General features: G+C 59.9%; 23 protein-coding genes and 3 pseudogenes. 11 read left to right on the top strand and 15 right to left on the bottom strand.

Annotated features, from left to right (window positions below; genetic code table 11):
• The first annotated feature begins 90 nt into the window (after nt 1-90).
• On the top strand, nt 91-954 hold the full coding sequence (locus CAF79_RS13345; RefSeq protein ID WP_085698144.1) for an MBL fold metallo-hydrolase: 864 nt from the start codon (nt 91-93) through the stop codon (nt 952-954).
• Nucleotides 955-1,010: 56 nt separating this feature from the next.
• Here the strand turns inward: CAF79_RS13345 and bkdR are convergent, their stop codons facing one another.
• Nucleotides 1,011-1,499: a Bkd operon transcriptional regulator BkdR gene (gene bkdR, locus CAF79_RS13340; protein ID WP_085698143.1), complete on the bottom strand. Its 489-nt coding sequence runs from the start codon at nt 1,497-1,499 to the stop codon at nt 1,011-1,013.
• Nucleotides 1,500-1,684: 185 nt separating this feature from the next.
• Here bkdR and CAF79_RS13335 point away from each other — a divergent pair, with 185 nt between their 5' ends.
• The 5 genes from CAF79_RS13335 to CAF79_RS13315 all read left to right on the top strand — a co-directional run bounded on the left by CAF79_RS13335 (nt 1,685) and on the right by CAF79_RS13315 (nt 7,895).
• Nucleotides 1,685-2,920: a 3-methyl-2-oxobutanoate dehydrogenase (2-methylpropanoyl-transferring) subunit alpha gene (locus CAF79_RS13335; protein WP_007952906.1), complete on the top strand. Its 1,236-nt coding sequence runs from the start codon at nt 1,685-1,687 to the stop codon at nt 2,918-2,920.
• A 1-nt stretch (nt 2,921) separates the two neighbouring features.
• Nucleotides 2,922-3,980 carry an alpha-ketoacid dehydrogenase subunit beta gene (locus CAF79_RS13330; RefSeq protein WP_085698142.1) on the top strand — a complete coding sequence of 353 codons (1,059 nt, stop codon included), beginning with the start codon at nt 2,922-2,924 and terminating at the stop codon, nt 3,978-3,980.
• Nucleotides 3,981-5,261, top strand: coding sequence for a dihydrolipoamide acetyltransferase family protein (locus CAF79_RS13325; protein ID WP_085698141.1), 1,281 nt, complete (start codon nt 3,981-3,983; stop codon nt 5,259-5,261). It abuts the gene before it with no gap.
• Between the two features lie 4 nt (nt 5,262-5,265).
• On the top strand, nt 5,266-6,639 hold the full coding sequence (gene lpdA / locus CAF79_RS13320) for a dihydrolipoyl dehydrogenase (protein WP_085698140.1): 1,374 nt from the start codon (nt 5,266-5,268) through the stop codon (nt 6,637-6,639).
• A gap of 236 nt (nt 6,640-6,875) precedes the next feature.
• Complete coding sequence (locus CAF79_RS13315; RefSeq protein ID WP_085698139.1) at nt 6,876-7,895, top strand: branched-chain amino acid aminotransferase; 1,020 nt, start codon at nt 6,876-6,878, stop codon at nt 7,893-7,895.
• Nucleotides 7,896-7,947: 52 nt separating this feature from the next.
• On the opposite strand, the gene CAF79_RS13310 is transcribed toward CAF79_RS13315, so the two are convergent.
• Nucleotides 7,948-8,787, bottom strand: coding sequence for a TIGR03915 family putative DNA repair protein (locus CAF79_RS13310; protein ID WP_085698138.1), 840 nt, complete (start codon nt 8,785-8,787; stop codon nt 7,948-7,950).
• The gene (locus tag CAF79_RS13305) at nt 8,784-10,004 is read right to left on the bottom strand and encodes a putative DNA modification/repair radical SAM protein (RefSeq protein ID WP_085698137.1); all 1,221 of its coding nucleotides are present in this window, start codon (nt 10,002-10,004) and stop codon (nt 8,784-8,786) included. Before CAF79_RS13305 ends, CAF79_RS13310 begins: the two co-directional genes overlap by 4 nt.
• Before the next feature lie 262 nt (nt 10,005-10,266).
• Here CAF79_RS13305 and CAF79_RS13300 point away from each other — a divergent pair, with 262 nt between their 5' ends.
• Nucleotides 10,267-11,010, top strand: a complete 744-nt coding sequence (locus CAF79_RS13300) for an SDR family NAD(P)-dependent oxidoreductase (RefSeq protein WP_085698136.1) — start codon at nt 10,267-10,269, stop codon at nt 11,008-11,010.
• Here CAF79_RS13300 and CAF79_RS13295 read toward each other — a convergent pair.
• Nucleotides 11,007-11,246, bottom strand: a pseudogene (locus tag CAF79_RS13295) (transcriptional regulator); the annotation flags it as partial. The gene CAF79_RS13300 and the pseudogene CAF79_RS13295 overlap by 4 nt on opposite strands.
• 3 nt (nt 11,247-11,249) lie before the next feature.
• Here CAF79_RS13295 and CAF79_RS29430 point away from each other — a divergent pair.
• A pseudogene (locus CAF79_RS29430) lies at nt 11,250-11,403 on the top strand (cytochrome P450); the annotation flags it as partial.
• Here CAF79_RS29430 and dmeF read toward each other — a convergent pair.
• The 4 genes from dmeF to CAF79_RS13275 form a co-directional block, all read right to left on the bottom strand.
• Nucleotides 11,400-12,332, bottom strand: coding sequence for a CDF family Co(II)/Ni(II) efflux transporter DmeF (gene dmeF / locus CAF79_RS13290; RefSeq protein WP_085698345.1), 933 nt, complete (start codon nt 12,330-12,332; stop codon nt 11,400-11,402). The pseudogene CAF79_RS29430 and the gene dmeF overlap by 4 nt on opposite strands.
• Nucleotides 12,333-12,343: 11 nt before the next feature.
• Entirely contained in the window at nt 12,344-12,619 is a 276-nt protein-coding gene (locus tag CAF79_RS13285) for a metal/formaldehyde-sensitive transcriptional repressor (RefSeq protein ID WP_085698135.1), read from the bottom strand.
• Between the two features lie 176 nt (nt 12,620-12,795).
• Nucleotides 12,796-13,107 (bottom strand): helix-turn-helix domain-containing protein, encoded by a 312-nt coding sequence (locus CAF79_RS13280; protein WP_085698134.1) that lies wholly within the window; start codon nt 13,105-13,107, stop codon nt 12,796-12,798.
• A gap of 3 nt (nt 13,108-13,110) precedes the next feature.
• Entirely contained in the window at nt 13,111-13,434 is a 324-nt protein-coding gene (locus tag CAF79_RS13275) for a type II toxin-antitoxin system RelE/ParE family toxin (protein ID WP_065258430.1), read from the bottom strand.
• Between the two features lie 584 nt (nt 13,435-14,018).
• Between CAF79_RS13275 and CAF79_RS13270 the strand changes: the two genes are divergently transcribed.
• The gene (locus tag CAF79_RS13270) at nt 14,019-14,390 is read left to right on the top strand and encodes a DUF6124 family protein (protein WP_085698133.1); all 372 of its coding nucleotides are present in this window, start codon (nt 14,019-14,021) and stop codon (nt 14,388-14,390) included.
• 9 nt (nt 14,391-14,399) lie between these two features.
• The gene (locus CAF79_RS13265; protein WP_085698132.1) at nt 14,400-14,681 is read left to right on the top strand and encodes a hypothetical protein; all 282 of its coding nucleotides are present in this window, start codon (nt 14,400-14,402) and stop codon (nt 14,679-14,681) included.
• Nucleotides 14,682-14,766: 85 nt separating this feature from the next.
• On the opposite strand, the gene CAF79_RS13260 is transcribed toward CAF79_RS13265, so the two are convergent.
• Complete coding sequence (locus CAF79_RS13260) at nt 14,767-15,105, bottom strand: FKBP-type peptidyl-prolyl cis-trans isomerase (protein WP_007952931.1); 339 nt, start codon at nt 15,103-15,105, stop codon at nt 14,767-14,769.
• Nucleotides 15,106-15,247: 142 nt separating this feature from the next.
• On the opposite strand from CAF79_RS13260, the gene CAF79_RS13255 reads away from it, so the two are divergent.
• Entirely contained in the window at nt 15,248-16,324 is a 1,077-nt protein-coding gene (locus CAF79_RS13255) for a sensor domain-containing diguanylate cyclase (RefSeq protein ID WP_085698131.1), read from the top strand.
• A gap of 9 nt (nt 16,325-16,333) precedes the next feature.
• Here the strand turns inward: CAF79_RS13255 and CAF79_RS13250 are convergent, their stop codons facing one another.
• From CAF79_RS13250 to CAF79_RS29325, 6 genes and pseudogenes are all read right to left on the bottom strand, one after another.
• Nucleotides 16,334-16,642, bottom strand: a complete 309-nt coding sequence (locus CAF79_RS13250) for an RcnB family protein (protein ID WP_085698130.1) — start codon at nt 16,640-16,642, stop codon at nt 16,334-16,336.
• A gap of 253 nt (nt 16,643-16,895) precedes the next feature.
• Nucleotides 16,896-18,086: a DUF6708 domain-containing protein gene (locus CAF79_RS13245; RefSeq protein WP_256579267.1), complete on the bottom strand. Its 1,191-nt coding sequence runs from the start codon at nt 18,084-18,086 to the stop codon at nt 16,896-16,898.
• Nucleotides 18,087-18,149: 63 nt separating this feature from the next.
• Complete coding sequence (locus CAF79_RS13240; protein ID WP_170929731.1) at nt 18,150-19,337, bottom strand: DUF6708 domain-containing protein; 1,188 nt, start codon at nt 19,335-19,337, stop codon at nt 18,150-18,152.
• Complete coding sequence (locus CAF79_RS13235) at nt 19,312-22,728, bottom strand: toxin VasX (protein WP_085698129.1); 3,417 nt, start codon at nt 22,726-22,728, stop codon at nt 19,312-19,314. Before CAF79_RS13235 ends, CAF79_RS13240 begins: the two co-directional genes overlap by 26 nt.
• Nucleotides 22,725-23,600 carry a DUF4123 domain-containing protein gene (locus tag CAF79_RS13230; protein ID WP_085698128.1) on the bottom strand — a complete coding sequence of 292 codons (876 nt, stop codon included), beginning with the start codon at nt 23,598-23,600 and terminating at the stop codon, nt 22,725-22,727. The genes CAF79_RS13235 and CAF79_RS13230 overlap by 4 nt, the downstream gene beginning before the upstream one ends.
• Nucleotides 23,593-23,839: pseudogene (locus CAF79_RS29325) on the bottom strand (type VI secretion system tip protein VgrG); the annotation flags it as partial. The pseudogene CAF79_RS29325 and the gene CAF79_RS13230, both read right to left, overlap by 8 nt.

The raw sequence follows: 23,839 nt of genomic DNA, 5'->3' as shown, positions 1-23,839 counted from the left end.
GCCTTCAACGTCACTTAAGCTGCGGACATTATGTGTTTACATAAAGTGTTGCAACCCTGACTTCCCACTTTCCTGCACAGGACCGTGTTCATGCCCGCGCTGATTGAAGCTTTCCTCGACCCCGCCTCTTCGACCTACAGCTACGTGGTCTACGAGGCCGACGGCGGGCAGTGCGCAATCGTCGATCCGGTGCTCGATTACGACGGCGCCGCCGGTCGCACCTGTACGGCTCAGGCCGACAGGATCATCGCCTTCGTTCGCGCCCATCACCTGCAAGTGCAGTGGCTGCTGGAAACCCATGCCCACGCCGATCACTTGTCCGCCGCTCCGTACCTGCGCCGGGAACTGGGCGGGAAAATCGCAATTGGCGAATCGATCAGCAAAGTGCAGAACGTGTTCAAGGCGCTGTTCAACCTGGAGCCGGAATTTCGCGTCGACGGCTCGCAGTTCGATCACCTGTTCGCACCCAACGAGTCGTTCCGGATCGGCAACCTCAAGGCCACCGCCCTGCACGTTCCCGGCCACACTCCGGCGGACATGGCTTACCTGATCGATGGAGAACAGATCCTGGTCGGCGACACCCTGTTCATGCCTGACGTCGGCACCGCCCGTTGCGACTTCCCGGGTGGCAACGCCCATCAACTGTTCAATTCGATTCACAAGCTGCTGGCCTTCCCCGCCAGCGTGAAGCTCTACGTCTGCCACGACTACCCGCCGCAAGGTCGCGCCTCGCAATGCCAGACCACCGTGGGTGAGCAGCGTAAAAGCAATATCCATGTGCATGACGGCGTCGACGAAGCCGCATTTGTGGAGATGCGCACCAAACGCGATGCCGGGTTGGGCATGCCGACGCTGTTGCTGCCGGCGATTCAGGTCAATGTGCGGGCGGGCAATTTTCCAGCGGCAGAAGATAACGGCGTGGTGTATCTGAAGATTCCGATCAACAAACTGTAATCAATTGATCGGGAGCGCCCGAGGCGGCACCCCCACGCAGAGCCTGGGAATGATCTTCAAACCCCCAGCGTCAAGCCATTCGCCGGCAACGGCAATGCTGTCTTGTAGCGCACCTGCTTGAGCGCAAAGCTTGAGCGGATATTTGCCACACCAGGGACTTTGGTCAGAAAGTCCATCATGAAGCGTTCAAGCGCCTGAATGGTCGGCACCAGCACCCGGATCAGATAGTCCGGGTCGCCGGCCATCAGGTAGCACTCCATGACTTCCGGCCGGTCGGAAATCGCCTCCTCGAAATGCTGCAGCGCTTCCTCTACCTGCTTCTCGAGGCTGACGTGGATGAACACGTTGACGTGCAGCCCCAGCAGGTCGGCGTCGAGCAGCGTCACCTGCTCGCGGATCAGCCCCAGTTCCTCCATCGCCTTGACCCGGTTGAAGCACGGCGTTGGCGACAGATTGACCGAACGGGCGAGGTCGGCGTTGGTGATGCGCGCGTTCTCCTGAAGGCTGTTGAGAATGCCGATGTCGGTACGGTCCAGTTTGCGCATGAGACAAAACCACCTGTTTTTTATGTTTATGCAGAATTTCTATCTGCAAATGATCGCCAGCGCAACGAAACAGAGAGAAATATTCTTCTTGCCCGGGCCTATGATTGTTGTAGGACAAGATTTCTTTTATCGAAGAATGACTGCCAGCTCACTACAAGAAATTCACAAGATCGAGCGTAGAAGCCATGACCCAAGCGTATGAACCGCTGCGTCTGCACGTCCCTGAACCCTCGGGTCGCCCAGGCTGCAAAACCGATTTCTCCTACCTGCATCTGACCGATGCCGGGACGGTGCGCAAACCTTCCATCGATGTTGAACCGGCCGACACCGCCGACCTTGCCCGCGGCCTGATCCGCGTGCTCGACGACCAGGGCAATGCCCTCGGCCCATGGGCCGAAAACGTGCCGGTCGAGATCCTGCGCAAAGGCATGCGCGCCATGCTCAAGACCCGGATCTACGACAACCGCATGGTGGTCGCCCAACGTCAGAAAAAAATGTCGTTCTACATGCAGAGCCTTGGCGAAGAAGCCATCGGCAGCGCCCAGGCCCTGGCCTTGAACATCGACGACATGTGCTTCCCGACCTACCGCCAGCAAAGCATTCTGATGGCCCGCGACGTACCGCTGGTCGACCTGATCTGCCAACTGCTGTCCAACGAGCGCGATCCGCTCAAGGGCCGTCAGTTGCCGATCATGTACTCGGTCAAGGACGCCGGTTTCTTCACCATTTCCGGCAACCTCGCCACTCAATTCATCCAGGGCGTGGGCTGGGGCATGGCCTCGGCGATCAAGGGCGATACCAAAATCGCCTCGGCCTGGATCGGCGACGGCGCCACCGCCGAATCGGACTTCCACACCGCCCTCACCTTCGCTCACGTTTACCGGGCGCCGGTGATCCTCAACGTGGTTAATAACCAGTGGGCAATTTCGACCTTCCAGGCCATCGCCGGTGGTGAAGCCACCACCTTCGCCGGACGCGGCGTCGGTTGCGGTATCGCCTCGCTGCGCGTTGACGGCAACGATTTCTACGCGGTCTACGCCGCCTCCGCCTGGGCCGCCGAACGCGCCCGCCGCAACCTCGGCCCGACCATGATCGAATGGGTCACCTACCGCGCCGGCCCACACTCGACCTCCGACGATCCGTCCAAATACCGTCCTGCCGACGACTGGAGCCACTTCCCGCTGGGCGACCCGATTGCCCGCCTGAAACAGCACCTGATCAAGGTCGGTCACTGGTCGGAAGAAGAGCACGCCGCCGTCAGCGCCGAACTCGAAGCCGAGGTGATCGCCGCGCAGAAACAGGCCGAGCAGTACGGCACCCTCGCCGGCGGCCAGATTCCGAGCGCCGCGACCATGTTCGAAGACGTCTACAAAGAGATGCCGGAGCACTTGAAGCGCCAGCGTCAGCAGTTGGGGATCTGACATGAACGATCACAACAACAATATTCAGTTGGAAACCGCCATGACCACGACCACCATGACCATGATCCAGGCCCTGCGCTCGGCCATGGATGTGATGCTTGAGCGTGACGACAACGTTGTGGTGTTCGGCCAGGACGTCGGCTACTTCGGCGGCGTGTTCCGTTGCACCGAAGGCCTGCAGGCCAAGTACGGCACCTCGCGGGTGTTCGATGCGCCGATCTCCGAGAGCGGCATCGTCGGCGTCGCCGTGGGCATGGGTGCTTATGGCTTGCGTCCGGTTGCCGAGATTCAGTTCGCCGACTACGTGTACCCCGCGTCCGACCAGATCATTTCCGAAGCCGCCCGTCTGCGTTATCGCTCGGCCGGCGAGTTCACCGCGCCGATGACCCTGCGCATGCCTTGCGGCGGCGGCATCTACGGCGGCCAGACCCACAGCCAGAGCATCGAAGCGATGTTCACTCAGGTCTGCGGTCTGCGCACCGTCATGCCGTCCAACCCGTATGACGCCAAAGGCTTGCTGATCGCCTCCATCGAAAACGATGACCCGGTGATCTTCCTCGAGCCGAAACGCCTGTACAACGGCCCGTTCGACGGCCACCACGATCGCCCGGTAACCCCGTGGTCGAAACACCCGGCCGCGCAAGTGCCGGACGGTTACTACACCGTACCGCTGGATGTCGCCGCGATCACCCGTCCGGGCAAGGACGTGACCGTGCTGACCTACGGCACCACCGTTTACGTGTCGCAAGTTGCCGCCGAAGAATCCGGCGTTGATGCAGAGGTCATCGACCTGCGCAGCCTGTGGCCGCTGGACCTGGAAACCATCGTCAAATCCGTGAAGAAAACCGGCCGTTGCGTGGTGGTGCACGAAGCCACCCGCACCTGCGGTTTCGGCGCCGAACTGGTGTCGCTGGTGCAAGAGCATTGCTTCCACCACCTGGAAGCGCCGATCGAGCGCGTCACCGGTTGGGACACCCCCTACCCGCACGCGCAGGAGTGGGCGTATTTCCCTGGGCCGTCCCGAGTGGGCGCGGCGCTGAAACGGGTCATGGAGGTCTGAATGGGCACGCACGTTATCAAGATGCCGGACATCGGCGAAGGCATCGCAGAAGTAGAACTGTCGCAGTGGCACGTCAAGGTTGGCGATCTGGTCGTTGAAGATCAGGTACTGGCGGATGTGATGACCGACAAGGCGATGGTCGATATTCCCTCGCCGGTACACGGCAAGGTGATTGCGTTGGGCGGTCAGCCGGGTGAAGTGATGGCGGTCGGCAGTATCCTGATCAGCATCGAGGTTGAAGGCGCCGGCAATCTGAAGGAGTCGGACAAGCCGGCGCCTGTTGCGGCGAAAGAAGCACCTGCCGCACCCAAAGTTGAAGCGGTCGTCGAAAGCAAACCTGCTGTCACCGCGCCGCGTCCGGCGGCTGCCGTTTGCCAGGGCCCAATGGTTGCCCGTGAAGCCGATGAGCGTCCTCTGGCCTCGCCGGCCGTGCGCAAACACGCGCTGGATCTGGGTATTCAATTGCGTCTGGTGCGCGGTTCCGGCCCGGCCGGTCGCGTATTGCACGAAGACCTCGACGCCTACCTGGCACAGGGTCAGTCGAACGCTTCGGCACCGGTCGCCGCCGCTTACGCCCAGCGTCACGATGAAGAACAGATTCAAGTGATCGGCATGCGCCGCAAGATTGCCCAGCGCATGCAGGAAGCGACCCAACGTGCTGCGCACTTCAGTTATGTCGAGGAAATCGACGTCACCGCGCTTGAAGAACTGCGTTCACACCTGAACGAAAAACATGGCGCCAGCCGTGGCAAGCTGACTTTGCTGCCGTTCCTCGTACGTGCCTTGGTCGTCGCCCTGCGCGACTTCCCGCAGATGAACGCCCGTTACGACGACGAAGCCCAGGTCATCACCCGTCTCGGCGCGGTGCATGTCGGCGTCGCCACCCAAAGCGACGTCGGCCTGATGGTACCGGTGGTGCGTCACGCCGAAGCGCGCAGCCTGTGGGACAGTGCGGCGGAAATTTCTCGTCTTGCCACTGCCGCCCGCAATGGCAAGGCCAGCCGCGATGAGCTGTCCGGCTCGACCATCACCCTGACCAGCCTCGGCGCCCTTGGCGGCATCGTCAGTACCCCGGTGCTGAACCTGCCGGAAGTGGCGATCGTCGGCGTCAACAAAATCGTCGAACGCCCGATGGTCGTCAAAGGCCAGGTGGTGATCCGCAAGATGATGAACCTCTCCAGCTCCTTCGATCACCGCGTGGTCGACGGCATGGACGCGGCGCTCTTCATCCAGGCCATCCGTGGTCTGCTCGAACAACCCGCGACCCTGTTTGTGGAGTGATGGCATGCAAACTCTGAACACCACGCTGCTGATCATCGGCGGCGGCCCCGGCGGTTACGTAACGGCCATTCGTGCCGGGCAACTGGGCGTTCCGACCATTCTGGTCGAGGGCGAATCGCTGGGCGGCACTTGCCTGAACATCGGCTGTATTCCGTCGAAAGCGCTGATTCATGTGGCCGAACAGTTTCACCAGACTCAACACCACAATCAGCATTCGGCACTGGGCATCAGCGTTTCGGCGCCGACCCTCGACATCAGCAAAAGCGTCGAGTGGAAGGACGGCATCGTCGATCGCCTGACCACTGGCGTCGCCGCGTTGCTGAAGAAGAACAAGGTTCAGGTCATCAACGGCTGGGCCAGGGTCATCGATGGCAAGACCGTGGAAGTCGGCGACACCCGCATCCACTGCGAACATCTGGTGCTGGCCACCGGTTCGAAAAGCGTCAATCTGCCGATCCTGCCGATTGGCGGGCCGATCATTTCGTCTACCGAGGCGCTCGCGCCGAAGTCGGTTCCGAAGCGTCTGATCGTGGTGGGTGGCGGTTACATCGGTCTGGAATTGGGCATTGCTTATCGCAAGCTCGGCGCCGAGGTCAGCGTGGTCGAGGCGCAGGATCGCATCCTGCCGGCCTACGACGCAGAACTGACCCAACCGGTGCACGACGCGCTGAAGCAACTGGGCGTGAAGCTGTATCTGAAACACAGCGTTCTGGGCTTCGACGGTACGTTGCAGGTGCGCGATCCGAACGGCGACACCCTGAATCTGGAAACCGATCAGGTGCTGGTGGCCGTCGGTCGCAAACCCAATACCCTAGGCTGGAACCTTGAAGCGCTGAACCTGGACATGAACGGCTCCGCGATCAAGATCAACAACCGTTGCCAGACCAGCATGCGCAACGTCTACGCCATCGGCGACCTGAGCGGCGAGCCGATGCTGGCCCACCGCGCCATGGCTCAGGGCGAGATGGTGGCCGAGCTGATCAGCGGCAAGACCCGCGAATTCAACCCGACCGCCATCGCTGCGGTTTGCTTCACCGACCCGGAACTGGTGGTCGTCGGCAAGACGCCGGACGAAGCGAAAGCTGCGGGACTGGACTGCATCGTGTCGAACTTCCCGTTCGCGGCCAATGGCCGGGCGATGACCCTGGAATCGAAAACCGGCTTCGTGCGGGTGGTCGCTCGTCGGGACAATCATGTGATTGTCGGTTGGCAGGCAGTGGGTGTCGGGGTGTCGGAGCTGTCGACCGCGTTCGCGCAAAGCCTTGAAATGGGCGCACGACTGGAAGACATCGGCGGCACCATTCATGCGCACCCGACCCTGGGCGAAGCGGTGCAGGAAGCGGCGTTGCGTGCGCTTGGGCATGCGTTGCACCTGTAACTCTCGGTCGCAGATCGTTCCCACGCTCCGCGTGGGAATGCCTCCACGGACGCTCCGCGTTCGACTGTCGGGACGCAGAGCGTCCCGGACTGCATTCCCACGCAGAGCGTGGGAACGATCAAAGGCAGAGATTTCGGGCTGCGAAACCGCTCAAGAATGAAGTATTGTTGTGCCCATCCAAAAAAACGTCAGAAGCCTTGAACCGCTTCGGCGGTTGTTCAGTGATAGAGGGTGTCATGGGTAACGAAAGCATCAACTGGGACAAGCTGGGTTTTGACTACATCAAGACCGACAAACGCTATCTGTCGTACTTTCGCAACGGCGAGTGGGACAAAGGCACCCTGACCGAAGACAACGTGCTGCACATCAGCGAAGGCTCCACTGCGCTTCACTATGGTCAGCAATGCTTCGAAGGCCTGAAGGCCTATCGTTGCAAGGACGGCTCGATCAACCTGTTCCGTCCGGACCAGAACGCTGCACGCATGCAACGCAGCTGCGCCCGCCTGCTGATGCCACATGTGTCCACCGAGCAGTTCATTGAAGCGTGCAAGCAAGTGGTTCGTGCCAACGAGCGCTTCATCCCGCCTTACGGCACCGGCGGCGCGCTGTACCTGCGTCCTTTCGTGATCGGCGTGGGTGACAACATCGGCGTGCGTACCGCACCTGAGTTCATCTTCTCGGTGTTCGCGATTCCGGTTGGCGCCTACTTCAAGGGCGGCCTGACCCCGCACAACTTCCAGATCTCCACCTTCGACCGCGCCGCGCCACAAGGCACCGGTGCCGCCAAGGTCGGTGGCAACTATGCCGCCAGCCTGATGCCAGGCTCCCAGGCCAAGAAAGCGCACTTCGCTGATGCCATCTACCTGGATCCGCTGACCCACAAGAAGATCGAGGAAGTCGGTTCGGCTAACTTCTTCGGGATTACCCACGACAACAAGTTCGTGACCCCGAACTCGCCGTCGGTACTGCCGGGTATCACCCGTCTGTCGCTGATCGAACTGGCCAAGTCCCGCCTGGGTCTGGAAGTGGTCGAAGGCGACGTGTTCATCGACAAGCTGTCGGACTTCAAGGAAGCCGGTGCCTGCGGTACCGCTGCGGTGATCACCCCGATCGGCGGCATTAGCTACAACGACCACCTGCACGTGTTCCATAGCGAAACCGAAGTCGGCCCTGTGACCCAGAAGCTCTACAAAGAGCTGACCGGCGTGCAGACCGGCGACATCGAAGCGCCAGCAGGCTGGATCGTCAAGGTTTGATCTGACAGCCAGATGCACAAAAGCCCCCATCGAGTGATCGATGGGGGCTTTTTCATTCGTCCCGTTCGCTAACCTTCATGGCAATCCGCTTGCCCGCGCGACCGGCAATCCCGCTCGCCTGTCCGTTCTGCTGCTTGCCCATGCGCGCCTGGGTAATCAATCCGGGAATCAGCTCCCCCTCCGGCAGGTTCTTCCAGAACCGCGTCGGCAAATGCCCTTGCATGACTTTCTCGTTCAACCGCGCCGGGTTGAAGATGTGGCTGTAGTACGTCAGCCATAAATCACCGTGGGGATCATCGACGTTCTGCGCCAGTTGCTGCCACTCCACCGGGCATTGCCGTTGATGGATCAGTCGTTCGCCATCGTAATAAACGCCGTCGCGGGGCGTAGCTATCAGCCAGCGATGCCGCCCCATGCGCCCGACGAAATGTTCGCTGGCGCTGTGCAGGATGTCGTGGGCCGGTTCGTGCCACGCTACATATTGCGGCCCCGGCAGATCCGCCGAGCGCTCGATGAAACGCACGAACGCATGCAGATGATGGGCTTCGCGCTGCACCTGCTTGATCCGGCGCTGCAACTCGCTGCCCAGTTTGTCACCGGCCATCATTGCGGTGCGATCGCCATGGCTGACGCGCCACAGCACTTCATACAGCAGACTCCAGCGTTGATCGCCCCGGTATCGAGATGCTTGTTCCAGGGTGTCAAGCAATGCACGCGGAATCCGAGCCTGAAACGGCCCCTGCCCTTCGGGCACCGACACGTCACTGGCGAACAGATCGCTCACGCCTTCCGACGCCCAGCTCACCAGACTCGGGTCGATTTCATGGCTGAGCAGCCAGCGCGCCTGCTGGCGCCAGATGTCGAACAGGTCGTCGCAATCGAGATTGATCATCCCCAAAGTCCCATCTGTTGCGGCATCGGCCGGTCGCGCAGTTGCTGATAGAGCATCTGGCTGGTGACTTCTGCCTGCTGCGGGTGGTAATCGCTGGTGATGATGAACGGCTTGGCCTTGGCCAGCACGCAACGCATACGCGCCACGTCTTCGTAGCGAATGCGCCGCTGCCGACGCAGCTCCACCAGACGTTCGGTGGTGCGCAGGCCGATGCCGGGAATGCGTGAGATCAACGCCGGTTCAGCGCGGTTGAGGTCCAGCGGAAACACCTCGCGGTTCTGCAGCGCCCAGGCCAGTTTCGGGTCGATGTCCAGCGCCAGATTGCCCGGCCCCTGAAGCAACTCACCGGCGGTATAGCCATAACCGCGCAACAGAAAATCAGCCTGATACAAGCGGTGCTCACGCATCAGCGGCGGCGCGGCCAGCGGCACGCTTTTCGGGCTGTCGGGAATCGGGCTGAACGCCGAGTAATAGACCCGGCGCAGACGGAAGTTGCCGTAGAGCGCCTGAGCGCTGTGCAGGATTGTGCTGTCGTCGGTGTCATCGGCGCCAATGATCATCTGCGTGCTCTGCCCGGCCGGGGCGAACTTTGGTGCGCGGGGTTCGTTAAGCACGGTCTGCACGCCGGTGTAGATGGTGTTCATCGCCTGCTTGATCGAACCGATGTGCTTCTCCGGCGCCAGCGTCTGCAAACTGGCATCGGTGGGCAATTCAATGTTGACGCTCAAGCGGTCGGCATAACGCCCGGCCTCTTCGATCAGGGCAGGATCCGCGTCGGGAATGGTCTTGAGATGAATGTAGCCACGAAACTCATGCTCTTCGCGCAGCAGCTTCGCGACACGCACCAGTTGCTCCATGGTGTAGTCCGCCGAGCGGATGATCCCTGAACTGAGGAACAACCCGCTGACGCAATTGCGCCGGTAGAAATCCAGGGTCAGCGTCACCACCTCCTCTGGAGTGAACCGCGCGCGGGGCACGTCACTGGAGCGGCGGTTGACACAGTATTGGCAGTCGTAGAGACAGAAGTTGGTCAGCAGAACCTTGAGCAGCGACACGCAACGCCCGTCCGGCGTGTAGCTGTGGCAGATGCCCATGCCATCGCTCGATCCCAGCCCGCTCTTGCCCTCGGAGCTGCGCTTGGGCGCGCCACTGCTGGCGCAGGAGGCGTCGTACTTGGCGGCATCAGCGAGGATGCTGAGCTTGTCGATAATTTGCATGGCACGCACTCAATACTGTTCGCATATACAGTATAGAGACCAATTGGCTCATACAAGGTGCAATGCCGCTCTTCGTCGGATTGTCGCGCCGCAGCAGTCAGGTCAATTTGACTCAATGGCAGTCAGATTGACTCGATATCACGAAGGTCATAATGACTATCAAATCTGCGCAGCCCCTGATATTCAAGGCTGTCCGGCATGGCCCGAAAATTGACTGACTCACGGTAGCCATTTGGCTGAAGACCAAAAACGGGAGTTGAACATGGATCATGTTTTTCAGGGCAAGCTTGCGGTCATCACCGGCGCCAGTTCGGGCATAGGCCTGGCCGCTACCGAGCGCCTGCTCGACCAAGGTGCACGCGTGTTGGCCATGTCGCGAAAGCCCGGAGCACTGGCCGAACTGCTTGAGCGGTATCCACAGCAACTGGTCTGGCATCCCGGCGATGTCACTCAAGCCTCTGACCTTGCCTCCTTGGCCGAGCAGGCTGCGAGTCTGGGCCCGGCAAGCTTCGTGGTGCCCAATGCCGGTATCGCAGAACTCGCTGACGGGCTCGACAGCTCGGCGTTCGATCGCCAATGGGCGGTGAACGGCGCCGGAGCCCTGAACACCTTGGCCGCCCTGCGCCCGCACCTTGCAGAAAAGGCGTCAGTGGTGTTCATCGGTACTTTTCTGGCCCAAATCAGTTTCGCGGGGCTGGCCGCCTACATCGCATCAAAAGCAGCGTTGATCGCCCATGCCAGGACCCTCGCGGTCGAGCTGGCACCCCACGGCGTGCGCATCAACTGCGTCTCCCCCGGCCCGACTGCAACGCCGATCTGGTCGACATTGGGCCTGAGTGACGAAGCGCTCCGGGACGTGGCCCAAGGCGTCAACAACCGGCTTTTGAGCGGGCAGTTTCTCGAACCTGCGGCAGTGGCCGACGTCATTCTGTTCCAACTGGGCAATGGTGCTCGCGGCGTCATCGGTCAGGATTGGGTGGTCGATAGCGGTTATACCCTGAGCTAACGCGCATGCACCGATCCGGGCGTGGAATCCGTCAGCTTGCGACCTGACGAGTCCCGCCCGGCTTCGGGCAAAACCAGACCCCAGCGTGACGCAAATTCTCGGCGCCCTTGCACCGTCAACGTCAGCGCCCGGCAGTCCAGATCCTGAGTCACCCATTTGCGCTTCAACGCAGCCTGCAATAACGCCGCCCCGAGCGAACCGCCTAAGTGCGGCCGGCGCATGCTCCAGTCCAGACACGTCGGCACCAATGTCAGGGGCAAAGGCCGGCGATGACGATTGCCAGCGACGATCAGTGAAATCCTCGCTCATGACATCGACCTGAAGCGGTTCGCCTGGCATTACCGCCCTTCGCTGAACGGGCGAATTCCGCTGTTCAGCGAAGTACGGGCTTAGGCGTTGCGTAATTCGATCGTCAGGTGCGACAACTCATGCACCGGTGCCAGACGCTCGCGAATCGCTTCAGCAGTCACGCCAGCCGCCGCGACTACGCTGACAATCGCCGCCCGCGCCTGCGGGCCGACCTGCCAGACGTGCAAATCGCTGATGCGTACGTCATCGGAGGTTTCCAGCAGTTCGCGGATCTCCTCGGCCACCGGCTCATCGGTGGTATCGAGCAGCACGGCGGCGCTGTCGCGCATCAGGTTCCAGGCCCATTTGGCGATGACGACGGAACCGACAATGCCCATCACCGGGTCCATCCACACCAAGCCCAGATAGCGACCGGCCAGCAGCGCGGCAATCGCCAGCACCGAGGTTAACGCGTCTGCCAGTACGTGCATGTAGGCTGATCGCAGGTTGTTGTCGTGATGGTGATGATGACCGTGATCATGGCTGTGGTCGTGACTATGGCCGTGGTCATGATGGCTGTGATGGCCGGCCAGCAAAAACGCACTGAGCAGGTTGACGCCCAGTCCGACCACGGCGATCAAGGTGGCTTCGCCGAACGCCACGCTGGTCGGCTGGAACAGACGGAAAACCGATTCCCCGGCAATCCCCAGCGACACCAGCCCCAGCACCATAGCCGAGGCAAAACCCGCCAGATCGCCGACCTTGCCGGTGCCGAAACTGTAGCGCCGGTTGTTGGCGTTGCGCCGGGCAAAACCGTAGGCCGCCGCCGCGATGCCCAAGGCGCCGGCGTGAGTCGCCATGTGGAAACCGTCGGCCAGCAATGCCATCGAACCGGTGAGATAACCGGCGGCAATCTCGCCGATCATCATCACGAAGGTCAGAACCACCACCCACAGCGTGCGGCGGGCATTTTCATCGTGGGAAGCACCGAGAAACTGGTGGTCGTGGGAAAAGTCATCAACCTTGAAGGTCATGATATCGGCGCTCACTTGGAATATCGGCGGATGGCCAGCAACAACTCTTCCACGCCTTGGGCGCGGGCCTCGTCGCTGAGGTCGGGACGGGCGACATGCTCGCGGGCGTGGGCCTCGATGAACTGCTCCATCAGGCCGTTGATCGCCCCGCGAACCGCCGCCATCAAATGCAACGTCTTGGCGCAATCGGCCTCGGACTCCAGCGCTTTTTCGACGGCCTGAACCTGCCCGGCAATACGCCGGACGCGGTTAAGCAACTCGCCTTTGTGTTCGTGTGTGTGCGACATACCTATACCCCCTACCCCTATAAGGCGAGCATACTCGCTGTTTAGATCAGAAGGGGCAAGGCCTGCTTTCGACCATCCGTCGCGGCTTGAAATTTTGATGTGAATGAGGCGGCACGTCAGACGGCGCCGCCTCTGGAAGGCTGTTCAGAGGCAGGGCCGTTGGGAACCCTCGTCTGTCAGGCCCATTGCAGTGGCGGGGACGACGAGAAGCAGAGGTCTACGTCCAGTTGCGCGGCGGCCGACAGGTTGACCAGCGCATCGAGAGAGAATTTGTCGATTTTGCCGTTGAGTACGTCGTTGAGGCGCGGCTGGGTGATGCCAAGACGCTTGGCCGCCTCCTTCTGCGGAAGCTCCCAGGCACGAATCGTTTCGCACAGCGTGCGCATCAGCTTGGCCCGCAGGCGCATGTTGGCCGCTTCCTGCGGCGTGTCTTCCAGTGCATCCCAGACGCTTGAGAAACGCTGGGAAGAGTTTTGATGATCCGTCATGGTTCAACCTATTTCCTGGTATCTGGCCCGTGCCAGTTCTATGTCTCGCGTCTCGGTTTTGCGCGTGGTCTTTTGCAGGGCGTGCAGCACATAAATCGCGTCAGGCCGGTTGACCACATAAAACACTCGAAACGCCCCTGAATCCTCGGTGATTCTGATTTCATTGACGCCCCGCCCGACTGTTTTCATGGGGCGCCAGTCAAAGGGTTCGTCGCCCTGTTGCAACAGATCCAGTTGGAATCCTGCAGCTCTGCGAGCATCGAGGGGAAAAGCTCTCAAATCCTTGAGCGCACTCCCGACAAACACCACGTCCTTGTGTCTTGGCATTGGCTTCTCCTGTGTTGGAAGGAAAAGCGTAATAGCCCGGACGGAATCGTGTCGCGGCGGTGTGTTGCAAGGAATGGCAGCGATCACATACAGCAGACTATATCGAAACCGATATAAATCAAGTTTGAATTGGCTTATCTGACATTTGGTATCACAAAGCAGAAATTGGCGAGTCGGCACACTTGTTAAGCCCACACAGATCCCCTGTGGGAGCGAGCTTGCTCGCGATGGCGGACTGAAAAATGACGCATCATTTTGCCCCCATCCGGGAGGCTACATTGCCTTGCGCCTTTGCCTACAACTACGCCAGAATCCGCCGGCTTGTGCGGTTTTGAGGGCGTCGGTAACTTGATTCGCATCACTGAATGGTCAGTGAACGGGTTTAGTCGCTCGATGATTTCTCAAAACTTTACATGTGCTCCAGACAAGTCAGGTGACCTTCATCTGCACTCTATGGCGGCTGTGTGCAGGGCACCCTCGGGTGCGCCGGTTTTGGGAAGTCGCCGGTCGACTAACCTGCGTACAGCTGCCACCTATTCGTTTAGTCGCGAGGTGGTGTCGGCATCACTTTGAGGCTTTCCCGAATGTTCAAATACGTACCCGATCCACCCGAAAAAGACGCTCCCAACGAGTCCGACCCGACTTCGCCCTACTCGTCCACCGACTCAAAGAAACTCCACGAAGCCGCCGAGCGCGCTCTCGACCACTACCTGAAACCCACCGCCCCGAAACAGCACTGCCCCTGCCGCATGTTCCTCATCGCCCCCCACATCGATCAACATGCCTTGCTGGCCCACGCCTGCGAATCGATGACTTCGGCCAGCGTGATGCTCAGCGACTTCGCCGCGCTGCTGGACCCGCCCTACCGCAGCACCGTGCTGGGCATCGCCCAAGTGGTGATGTGTGGCGAACTGGCGGTCAATCGGGCGCTGGACACTCTCGATGCCACGACCTGAGGAACACCCATGGAAAGCAAATCCGATGCACACATCGTCGCCGCCCTGATCTCCATCGGCCTCAACGAAAAAGACAGCCAGTGGGCCCAGAAAGTCTGTCTGCTACTGCTCGAGAGCGAACGAAAATCCATCGTCACTGCCGCACTCAACGCCCTTACCCAACTCGCCCGTGACCATGGCGAACTGGACCGCAATCGACTGCTGCCCGCACTCACCAGCGTAAAGCGCCGATTTCCAAGCCTGACCAGCACGGTTGCCGCGACGCTGGATGAGATGGCGATTGCCGCGTAACGCCTCAGGTAAAAGGCAAGAAAAAACCCGCTGCCTCCGTGAAAGGAGACAGCGGGTTTTATGACCTCAGCAGTGAAACGGGCAATCAATCCTCCCGCGTCAAAACCTCCAGCAACTCAATCTCAAACACCAGATTCGAATTCGGCGGAATCTTGCCCATCGTCCGCTCGCCATAACCCAGATGCGCCGGCACCAGCAGCTTGCGCTTGCCGCCCACCTGCATGCCCATGATCCCTTGATCCCAACCCTTGATGACCCGGCCAGTGCCAATCACGCACTGGAACGGTTTGCCCCGGCTCCAGGACGAATCGAATTCGGTGCCGTCTTCCAGCCAACCGGTGTACTGGGTGGTGATCAACGCGCCTTTGACGGCGGCTTTTCCGTCGCCGGGCTGAAGATCGATTATCTGCAGTTCATCATTCATGACTTTCACTCTATTGTTCCGCTGGCGGCCGTTTTCCCAGAAATACCGGCCCTTGGCAACCGTTTGACCCCGTGTTGGCCGTGATGGATGATGGCCACCCGCCACCCATCCCGAATCGATACGCCATGTCAGCGATGTTTGAATGACTCAACTCTGGATCGGCTTTGCCATTGTCGTTGTGCTGATGGTCGTGATCGCCGTTCTGATCCGCCGAGTGCGCGAGCTTCGTCAGCAACTCGCCGAGTATCGCGAACTGCTCACCCGTGCGGCCGAAGGACAGAACATTCACCAGGATGGCGACGCCGACCGCTTCAAGCGCAGCCAGTATTTCGCCCGGATCGGCACCTGGGACTGGGAGGTCGACACCGACCGGCTCTACTGGTCGGATGCGATCTTCGGCATGTTCGGGTTCAAGATCGGCGAGGTGACACCCTCCTACGCCCTGTTTTGCTCGTGCGTGCACCCCGATGATCGCGCCAAGGTGCGCGCCGGAGAATTGCGCTGTCTGGAAACCGGAGAAAACCACGATGAGGAATACCGCGTGGTCTGGCCCGACGGCACGATTCGCTGGCTGCGGGAAACCGGCAACGTGGTACGCAACGATCACGATGCGGTGATCAAGATGATGGGCGTGGTGCGCGACATTACCGAAGAAAAGGCTTCGGCCAGCTATCTCCAGCATCTGGCCCATTTCGATCCGCTGACCGGTCTGCCGAATCGGCTGGTGCTGGAAGAACGGCTATCGGAAGCACTCGAACATGCCCGCGTGACCGAGACGCGGGTGGCGCTGGTGTTCATCGATCTCAACGGCTTCAAAGCAATCAACGACCGCTACGGTCACGCCGCCGGCGACCGCGTTTTGATCACTACCGCCACTCGCCTGAAACGCATCCTGCGAGTCAGCGACACCGTCGCGCGGATCGGCGGCGATGAATTCGTGGTCATCCTGCAAGGCCTCGCCCCCGGCCTGAACCTGCAGGACGAAGCCCGCAGCATCTGCCAGAAAATCTTCATCGAATTGTCCCCACCCATTCCGATCGGCAACGACCAACGCCACATCGGCACCAGCCTCGGCGTCGCCGTATTCCCCGACCACGCGCCGACCATGGATCGCTTGCTGCACATTGCCGATCTGGCGATGTATGAGGCCAAGCGCAGCGGGAACAATCAGTATCGGTTGGGTGGCGGACAGTTGCTGAGTCATGGCCGGGTTGATTGAGTCCCCAAGCTATTTCTCGACCGGCTGAATCGCCACAATCGTCCCGTTGGTAATCATCACCATCACGTATTTATCGTTGATCTGCACCCACTGCGCCTGCGGCTCTGGTTGCTTGAGGCCTTTCTGTTTCCAGTTTTTGATGGCTTTTTCGCTGCGCTGGTAGATATCCGGGGCGCGGTCGTTGACGTTCAGTTCGCGTTTGCCGGTCGGTGATTGTTCGACAGTATCGTTCGAGGTTTGCGCCGCTTGAACGAGTGGGGTGATCCCGGCGATGCCGGCGACGAGGGCCAGGCTGGCGATTAGGGTCTTGTTGTTCATCGGTGAACCTCCTTCAGATGTGTGATACCTGAACTCCGACTGCGGGGTTCGGGAATCATTCCGTGTTTTTGGTCTCGGCTGACCGAGAGACTGTAGTCGTCAAAAAGACCGCTATCGCTGGCAGGCTGAATCATTAACTCCATTCTGCGGATTCAGGCTCGCGTTTACGCTTGAACAGTTTGTTGAACATCGACAGTCGCCATTTCTTCGCGGGTGAACAACCAGTACGGCACCTTGCTCAAGCCATCCCTGCTCAATGCAGCCCCGCCGCTTTGCAGGCATCGACGAAGTTGGTGCCTTTTTTGTCCATGGCGTGTTTGACCAGAGCGTTGGCTTTTTGCAGCGCGGGGCTGGGTTTGGCCCATTGCTCGGGAGGCAGGGGTTGCGACCAGGCTTGCACGCTGTCCGGCAGGGTCGGACGACCTTTGCGGTGGGCCCATTCGGCGATCAGGTAGGGCATTTTCCAGAAGGTCAGGACGCGGCGGACGTACCACCAGCGCAGGGGCCATCGGGTGCGTTTACCGTAACCGTAACGGTGGCGCTGTTCGGCGCTCAGGTCTTCGGCGCCATCGTCTAACGAGCCCATGAAGCGCGCTCCTTTACGTTCAATTTCAAACGTATGCAGTCCTTCATAAGGTTTGAGCTCGTCTTCGGTCGGGGTCAGCCCCAGCAGAACGAGCATGGGATTGGGCGTATCCACCAACTCCCCTTCCTCCATGTAATTGCGAATCGACGCCCACATGCCCAGCGCATGCGCGTCGCTGGGCTGGGCCATCAAGATAAATTGCACGGTGTCGTGCTCTTCGTCCTCCAGCCCCATGCCGAAGGTGTAGTCACGCAGGGCGCCGTAACCGGTGACGCCCTGACTGCGCGCGACCCAGGCCACCACACTTTCCCACGGCACGATCAGTACGCGATGGGTGGTGTCGTCGATGTAGCAGACTTCGCGGCGTTGGCGGTTGAAGCGTACGGGGTAGCTTTTGGCGAGGGTTCGGACGTTGGAGAGCATGCCGTAGATGAAGGCGCCGATGGGAATAATGAACAAAGATGCCCCCGTCGCGAACACTTGAACTACATTCCCGATAATGTCGAGAAACTTGCGGTCAATCTCTGGAGGGCTTGCAATCACGAGCCACAAACAAATGAGTACAGGTGCAATAAAAGCCAAAGCGAAAGCCAACCATATCTGGATAGCCAATCTTTTGCCCAATTCAACCATCCCGAAGTTGCTCCCCCCCAACTCCAGATAGGTTTCGTTCATCGCCGAAAAACTACGCCGAGACACCTGGGCCTGTCCGGTGTAAACCGGCAGCGGCGCCAGAAACAGGGTTTCATTCAGCCCGCGGACCCGCAGCTCCCCGGCACTCGGGCGTTGGCTGCGAATGTCCGGTGCCGGGTCTTTGGTTTCGGGCTTGCTTTTACGCTTGAACAGTTTGCTGAACATCGACAGTCGCCATTTCTTCGCGGGTGAACAACCAGTACGGCACCTTGCTCAAGCCATCCCTGCTCAATGCAGCCCCGCCGCTTTGCAGGCATCGACGAAGTTGGTGCCTTTTTTGTCCATGGCGTGTTTGACCAGCGCGTTGGCTTTTTGCAGCGCGGGGCTGGGTTTGGCCCATTGCTCGGGAGGCAGGGGTTGCGACCAGGCTTGCACGCTGTCCGGCAGGGTCGGACGACCTTTACGGTGGGCCCATTCGGCGATCAGGTAGGGCATTTTCCAGAAGGTCAGGACGCGGCGGACGTACCACCAGCGCAGGGGCCATGGGGTGCGTCGGGAGTAGCCCCAACGCTTTCGTTCTTCAGCAGTCAGATGGCCGCCTCCATCGTCCAATCGGCCCAATGCTCTGGCGTCGAGCCGTTCGATTTCAAAGGTATGCAGCCCTTCATAAGGTTTGAGCTCGTCTTCGCTCAGAGTGATACCCAGCGCGGCGAGCATGGGGCTGGGCGTATCCACCAACTCCCCTTCCTCCATGTAATTGCGAATCGACGCCCACATTCCCAGCGCATGCGCGTCGCTGGGCTGGGCCATCAGGATAAATTGCACGGTATCGTGCTCTTCGTCCTCCAGCCCCATGCCGAAGGTGTAGTCACGCAGGGCGCCGTAACCGGTGACGCCCTGACTGCGCGCGACCCAGGCCACCACACTTTCCCACGGCACGATCAGTACGCGATGGGTGGTGTCGTCGATGTAGCAGACTTCGCGGCGTTGGCGGTTGAAGCGTACGGGGTAGCTTTTGGCGAGGGTTCGGACGTTGGAGAGCATGCCGTAGACACAGGCGCCAAGAGGAAGAAACCCACCTAGAGAGACCAGTGCTGCAGCCTTTGAAAGCGCCAGAAGATCATGTAGTGGCGTTGGGAAGTTTTCTGGATAAAAAAATACCCCATGCGTGATTACAAGCCCCGGAAAAACAAAAGTTAAAAAAAGGGGAATCCAGATATATATCGTCAAATTTTTCCCGGATTCGACCATCCCGAAGTTGCTCCCCCCCAACTCCAGATAGGTTTCGTTCATCGCCGAAAAACTACGCCGGGACACCTGGGCCTGTCCGGTGTAAACCGGCAGCGGCGCCAGAAACAGGGTTTCATTCAGCCCGCGGACCCGCAACTCCCCGGCGCTCGGCCGTTGGCTGCGAATGTCCGGTGCCGGGTCTTTGGTTTCGGCCTTGCTTTTACGCTTGAACAGTTTGCTGAACATCGACAGTCGCCATTTCTTCGCGGGTGAACAACCAGTACGGCGCCTTGCTCAAGCCATCAGGCAAGGTTTCGACGGGGTCGAGGGTGAACCGGCCCTGGGCCGGCAAACGTACACCACGTTCCGTGGCGATGCGCAGATCGCGCAGGATGAAACAGGTGCGGTGTATCAGGTCACGCCCGGTTTCCAGTTGGTAACCGATGTTGAGCGCCAGGGCAAAATCCGATGTTTGCAGGGTATCGGAGACTGGGAATTGCAAGGTCAAGGCTTCGTCCTCCTGACTCACGACTACGGCAACTGCGGCCCACGCGGCGCTGCTTTCCTGCCAGCGCCGGGGTGGCAGCTGACTGTTGTAGGGACCGGGAATCGGTACGGCACGGGTCTGTTGATGGGCCAACAGTTGCAATTGACGGCTGTCCATTTCCCGGGTGCATACGCCGGGCAGTCTGAGCTGCAAACAGGTGCGCTTACCCTCGCGGATCAGTTCGCAGGTTGGCTGTTGCACCACCCTTGCCAATGCGCTCCAGTCTTCCGGCAGGCTGCGTTGCAGGTCGGCGGTGCCCCAGGCACTCGCTTGCAGCCACTTTTGCAAGGCGTCCAGATTGAAGTAGTTGTACAAGCCCTCGCCCAGCAGTTGCAGAGCCGTACCGATCAAACCCACAAGGTTGGCCTGGGCGGCGATGCCCAGCAGTCGGGGACTGGCTTCAGCCCAGGCAAGGGCTCGTAGTTCGGCGGGTTTTCTCAGAACCTGAGTGATGATCGACGTCGTGTGTTTAGCACCCCAGGTATTGGTCCCGACAAGAGTGACGTCGCCGGCAATTTGTAGGGTCGTGGCTGCTAAAGCCTGATGATTGCCTTCGGCCAATGCGTTGGCCCATTGCATGGAGTGTTTTCCTGAATCAAAAGCGGCTGCCAACGCTCCGAACCCGAACGCAGTGTTCCCTGCAATACCACTCCAACTCCCTAATCGGCTCATGGTATTGAGTTTTCCAGCGGCACTAACCATATGTTCGATATGCGCTTGGAAGATCGTCACCGACAAACCTTGTATCGCTGCAAATCCGGCAGCGGACATGTTCAGAAAAGACTCGATGAGAGTCCATGTTTCTGAATAAGGGGGATTAGTTTTGTTATCAAAACCACTCAACGCCTCAACAAACTTCTGCCCCTGATAAACAAACAGCAACAACGCAATCCCGTCGCCCTTGGACTTCAACGCACTCGCCATCGGTTTGCCAAACGTTCCCGTCGCGCGGAAATCACGTACGGTGCGCTGCATTTCTTCCCGTAACCCCGGGGCCATGCCGTCGATCACCGTGCCGATCTGGCCCGGCCCGCTTGAACCGACGGTCAGGGCGCGACTGAGGTTGTCTTCCAGCGGCAGGAGCGCAGCCTTGAGCTGGTTGATCCGCTGGTTGTGCACCTGCTCACTGCCTGGGGCGGCGAGGCCGTAGATCTGCCGCGACAATTCGCGATGACGCAGTTTGTAGGTCTCACTGAGCTGGCGACGCAGGTCGAGCGCGGCATCGCGACTCTTGTTGAAGGCCTGAAACTCGGACGCCGACGCTGCCCGCAAGGTCAAGCCGCTACGGGAAAACTCGCGCAGCAACTGCAGTCGCGTTGAGATACCGAGACCACGGATGAAGCTGTTGGGATCGATGTTTTGTCGTTGTTTGAACGCGCTGAAGGCATTGTCTAGTTCGTCGGAAATACTGAGCTGCCGCGCCGGGTTATACGCCCCATCCAACAAACTCTGCAGCCCACTAAACCGCCCATTCAGATCCGCAAAGTTGGGTAACCGCTCATTCATCAAGCTTCTGAACTGATTGGTCAGCACGTTAACCGCATCAAGACTTTCCTGCGCCGCCGCGGCCTTGATCGAGAAGCTGCTCAGGTCCATGAGTTTCTTGCTCACGTCCCGCTGATCGGCCAGGGTCAAGGTGTCCAGCCCTGGCACGACGGTCAGCAGGTTGCTTTCCAGATAGGCCGCCAGTTTTTCCGTGGCCTCACGGTTCCAGCACAGGGCTGCGACGCAGAGGAACTCGGTTTCAAGGCGATGGCGGATCTGTTCGTCGTTGCGAAAGTCGTAATACCAGGCCGCCCGGTGAAAGTGACCGGCGACGATCATGTCCAGGCGATCTTCGCGAATGGCCTGCAAGCGCGTGTGCCAGTGGCTCAGCAGCGTCTGCTGCTGGCTGACGAACGCTTGCATGTCGGCGCGGTTGATCAGGTGATCGATGCCGCGCTGGCCGAGCTCCTTTCCGAAAAGCGCCTGCCATGTCTGCAAGTGCAGTGCCGCGATAGTGTCTCGGTGTTTTTGCCAAAGCACCTGACCCAGGGCGTCCAGCAGGTTGACGGTCGCGCGCGCATAAGGATCGGTCGCGGCCACTTTTCGCCAATGGTCTTCATCGCCAAATATTGGCCGCCCGGCGTGGTCGCGTTTGGTACGCAAGTAGTCCTCAATGACTGCCTGTTGCTCAGCGTTGGTTTCGTCCCTCAGGGCTTTGGCGGCGGGGTCGGTGCTGGCCAGTGCATCAAGGCGTGCCGGGGTCACTTCGTACAACGACTGGATGTAGGCGCCGGTGAGGTAGCGACGCTGGGCGGCCTCATCGCTACTCCAATGATCGAGCCAGTCCGCGACCTTCAGTTGGGCGCTGGCCAGGTCGCGCATCACACCAAAGTCGTCACGCAAAACCAGAAACAGGTAATCGTTCTGATGCGCCCCCAGCACTTGGCTGGTGAGGGTTTCTATCGACGTGTTCTTGAACAGTGATGTGTCTTCCCAAGCGTAAGACTGGCGTTGCTGCGGGTTGGCACCCTCGGGCAGATCCATTGGCGCGGTTTTTTCCGCAACCTCGGCCAGCCAGGTATCCGCCTGACGTCGGCTCAGCAGGTGCATGCCGCCCTTGTCCGGACAGGCACTCGCCAGTTCGATACGTTGCATCCAGTGCTCACGCTCAGCGACGTCCTTGAGCACTTGCGAACATTTGTAGGCCGTCCACTGGATTTCCGAATAGCTGGCGAACAACGTGTGCTGCCGGGAGAACACCAATTGCGGCTCGCCAATCGACGTGGTGCGCATGTCGCTGGCGACTTCCCGACCCTTCCAGACCAGTTTGCTGATCTGGCCTTGCTCAATGCGGTATTCATGCAGGTAACCGGTGCCGTTATCAATGATGTACAGGTAGCCGTCACGCAGCAGACGAATGCCCAACGGTTGGCTGTTCAGCTTGAGCGGTATGCTCAGTTCGGCTGAAGGATCGAGGTTTTCCACCAGACCGTAGCGCAGGGGCAGCAACTGCACTTTTTCGCTCATCAAGAAGCACTGCCCCATAGGTGAGCGGATGTCTTGGGTGCTTTTGGCCAGGGCGGCGATATTGGCGGCGGCTGTCATGAAAAGTCTCCCGGCAGACGGGTCGAACGTTCATGCGCCAGCTCGGCAGCGCGTTGCACGCGTTTCAGCGGGGACTGCTGTGAAGGCACGGTCAGCAGCTCGACAATGTCCGGGTGACTCTCCAATGGCTGCCCGGCCAGATAGCCCAACACGTTGGCGTAGAGCGTGATTTCCTGTTCTGAGGTGAAGCCTTGTTCATAGGCCTGTTGCGCTGTTTTTTCGGCAAATCGAAGGCGTTCCCGATCTGCGCAGGACGCCATGAATCCGGGGAAATACCGCCGCAAGTGATCGTTGAGGCCAATCACCGACTGATGAAACTGTGCCTCTCCCAGCGCCGTGAGTTCCCCTTCGGTCAACTGATAGATCTCGGGGGTGTCGGGCGCGGCATGATCCACACGTTGATGTTGTAGCCAGGTGGCCCGAAGCCCATCAGGCAGGCACAGATGCTGGACGGGGCCAAACCAGCGTGTGCTGTTGGCCTGCTGCGCAAGGTCGAGCAATTGATGCATGACAGCGGGATCGCCGATGCGCAGCATGACCTCCACCGTGCTCGGATGTTTGACGGCGAGCAGACGACGCCAGTGCTTGCAGAGCGTTGCTGTATCAGCATCGCTGAACAGCAAAAATCCCCATTCCAATGCGGCGCTTTCCTGAAAGTACGTCAGCAACGGATCGTCTGCGCCGTTGAGGGTGATCAGGTACGGCGATATATCTGCCAGTTCCTGCCAGCGCGTGCCTTGATAGAGGCAATACGCCGGGCTGTTCCAACGTTGCAGGCATTGCGGCAGATCGGGGGTGCTCACACCGTCCAGCAGCAAGTAAGCCGGCACGGACCAAGGCAAGTCATGGGGTAACGAAGGGAGTTCAAGCATCGGCCTCTCCACGTGGTTGGGTGGCTTCGCACACCGCGCAGATCGGCCTTCTGGCCATCAGGGCCAAACGCTGTGACTGGAGCAATACGGGGGCCGGAGGTTTTTTTTCGGTTGATGGCGTTGCTGATAACGCCGCGATACCCGCCACCGGCGCACCACCCTCGACAATCGCCACGCTGCTGAAGATCCCGCCCGAATTGATCACGATGTGATGCCCGCCCGCCGTCAGCGTCAGGCTG

Origin of the sequence: Pseudomonas sp. B26(2017) (assembly GCF_002113045.1) — a bacterium.
Taxonomy (GTDB): Bacteria; Pseudomonadota; Gammaproteobacteria; order Pseudomonadales; family Pseudomonadaceae; genus Aquipseudomonas.
The sequence above is the reverse complement of the archived record's forward strand: the minus strand, read 5'-3'. Positions and strand labels throughout refer to the sequence as shown.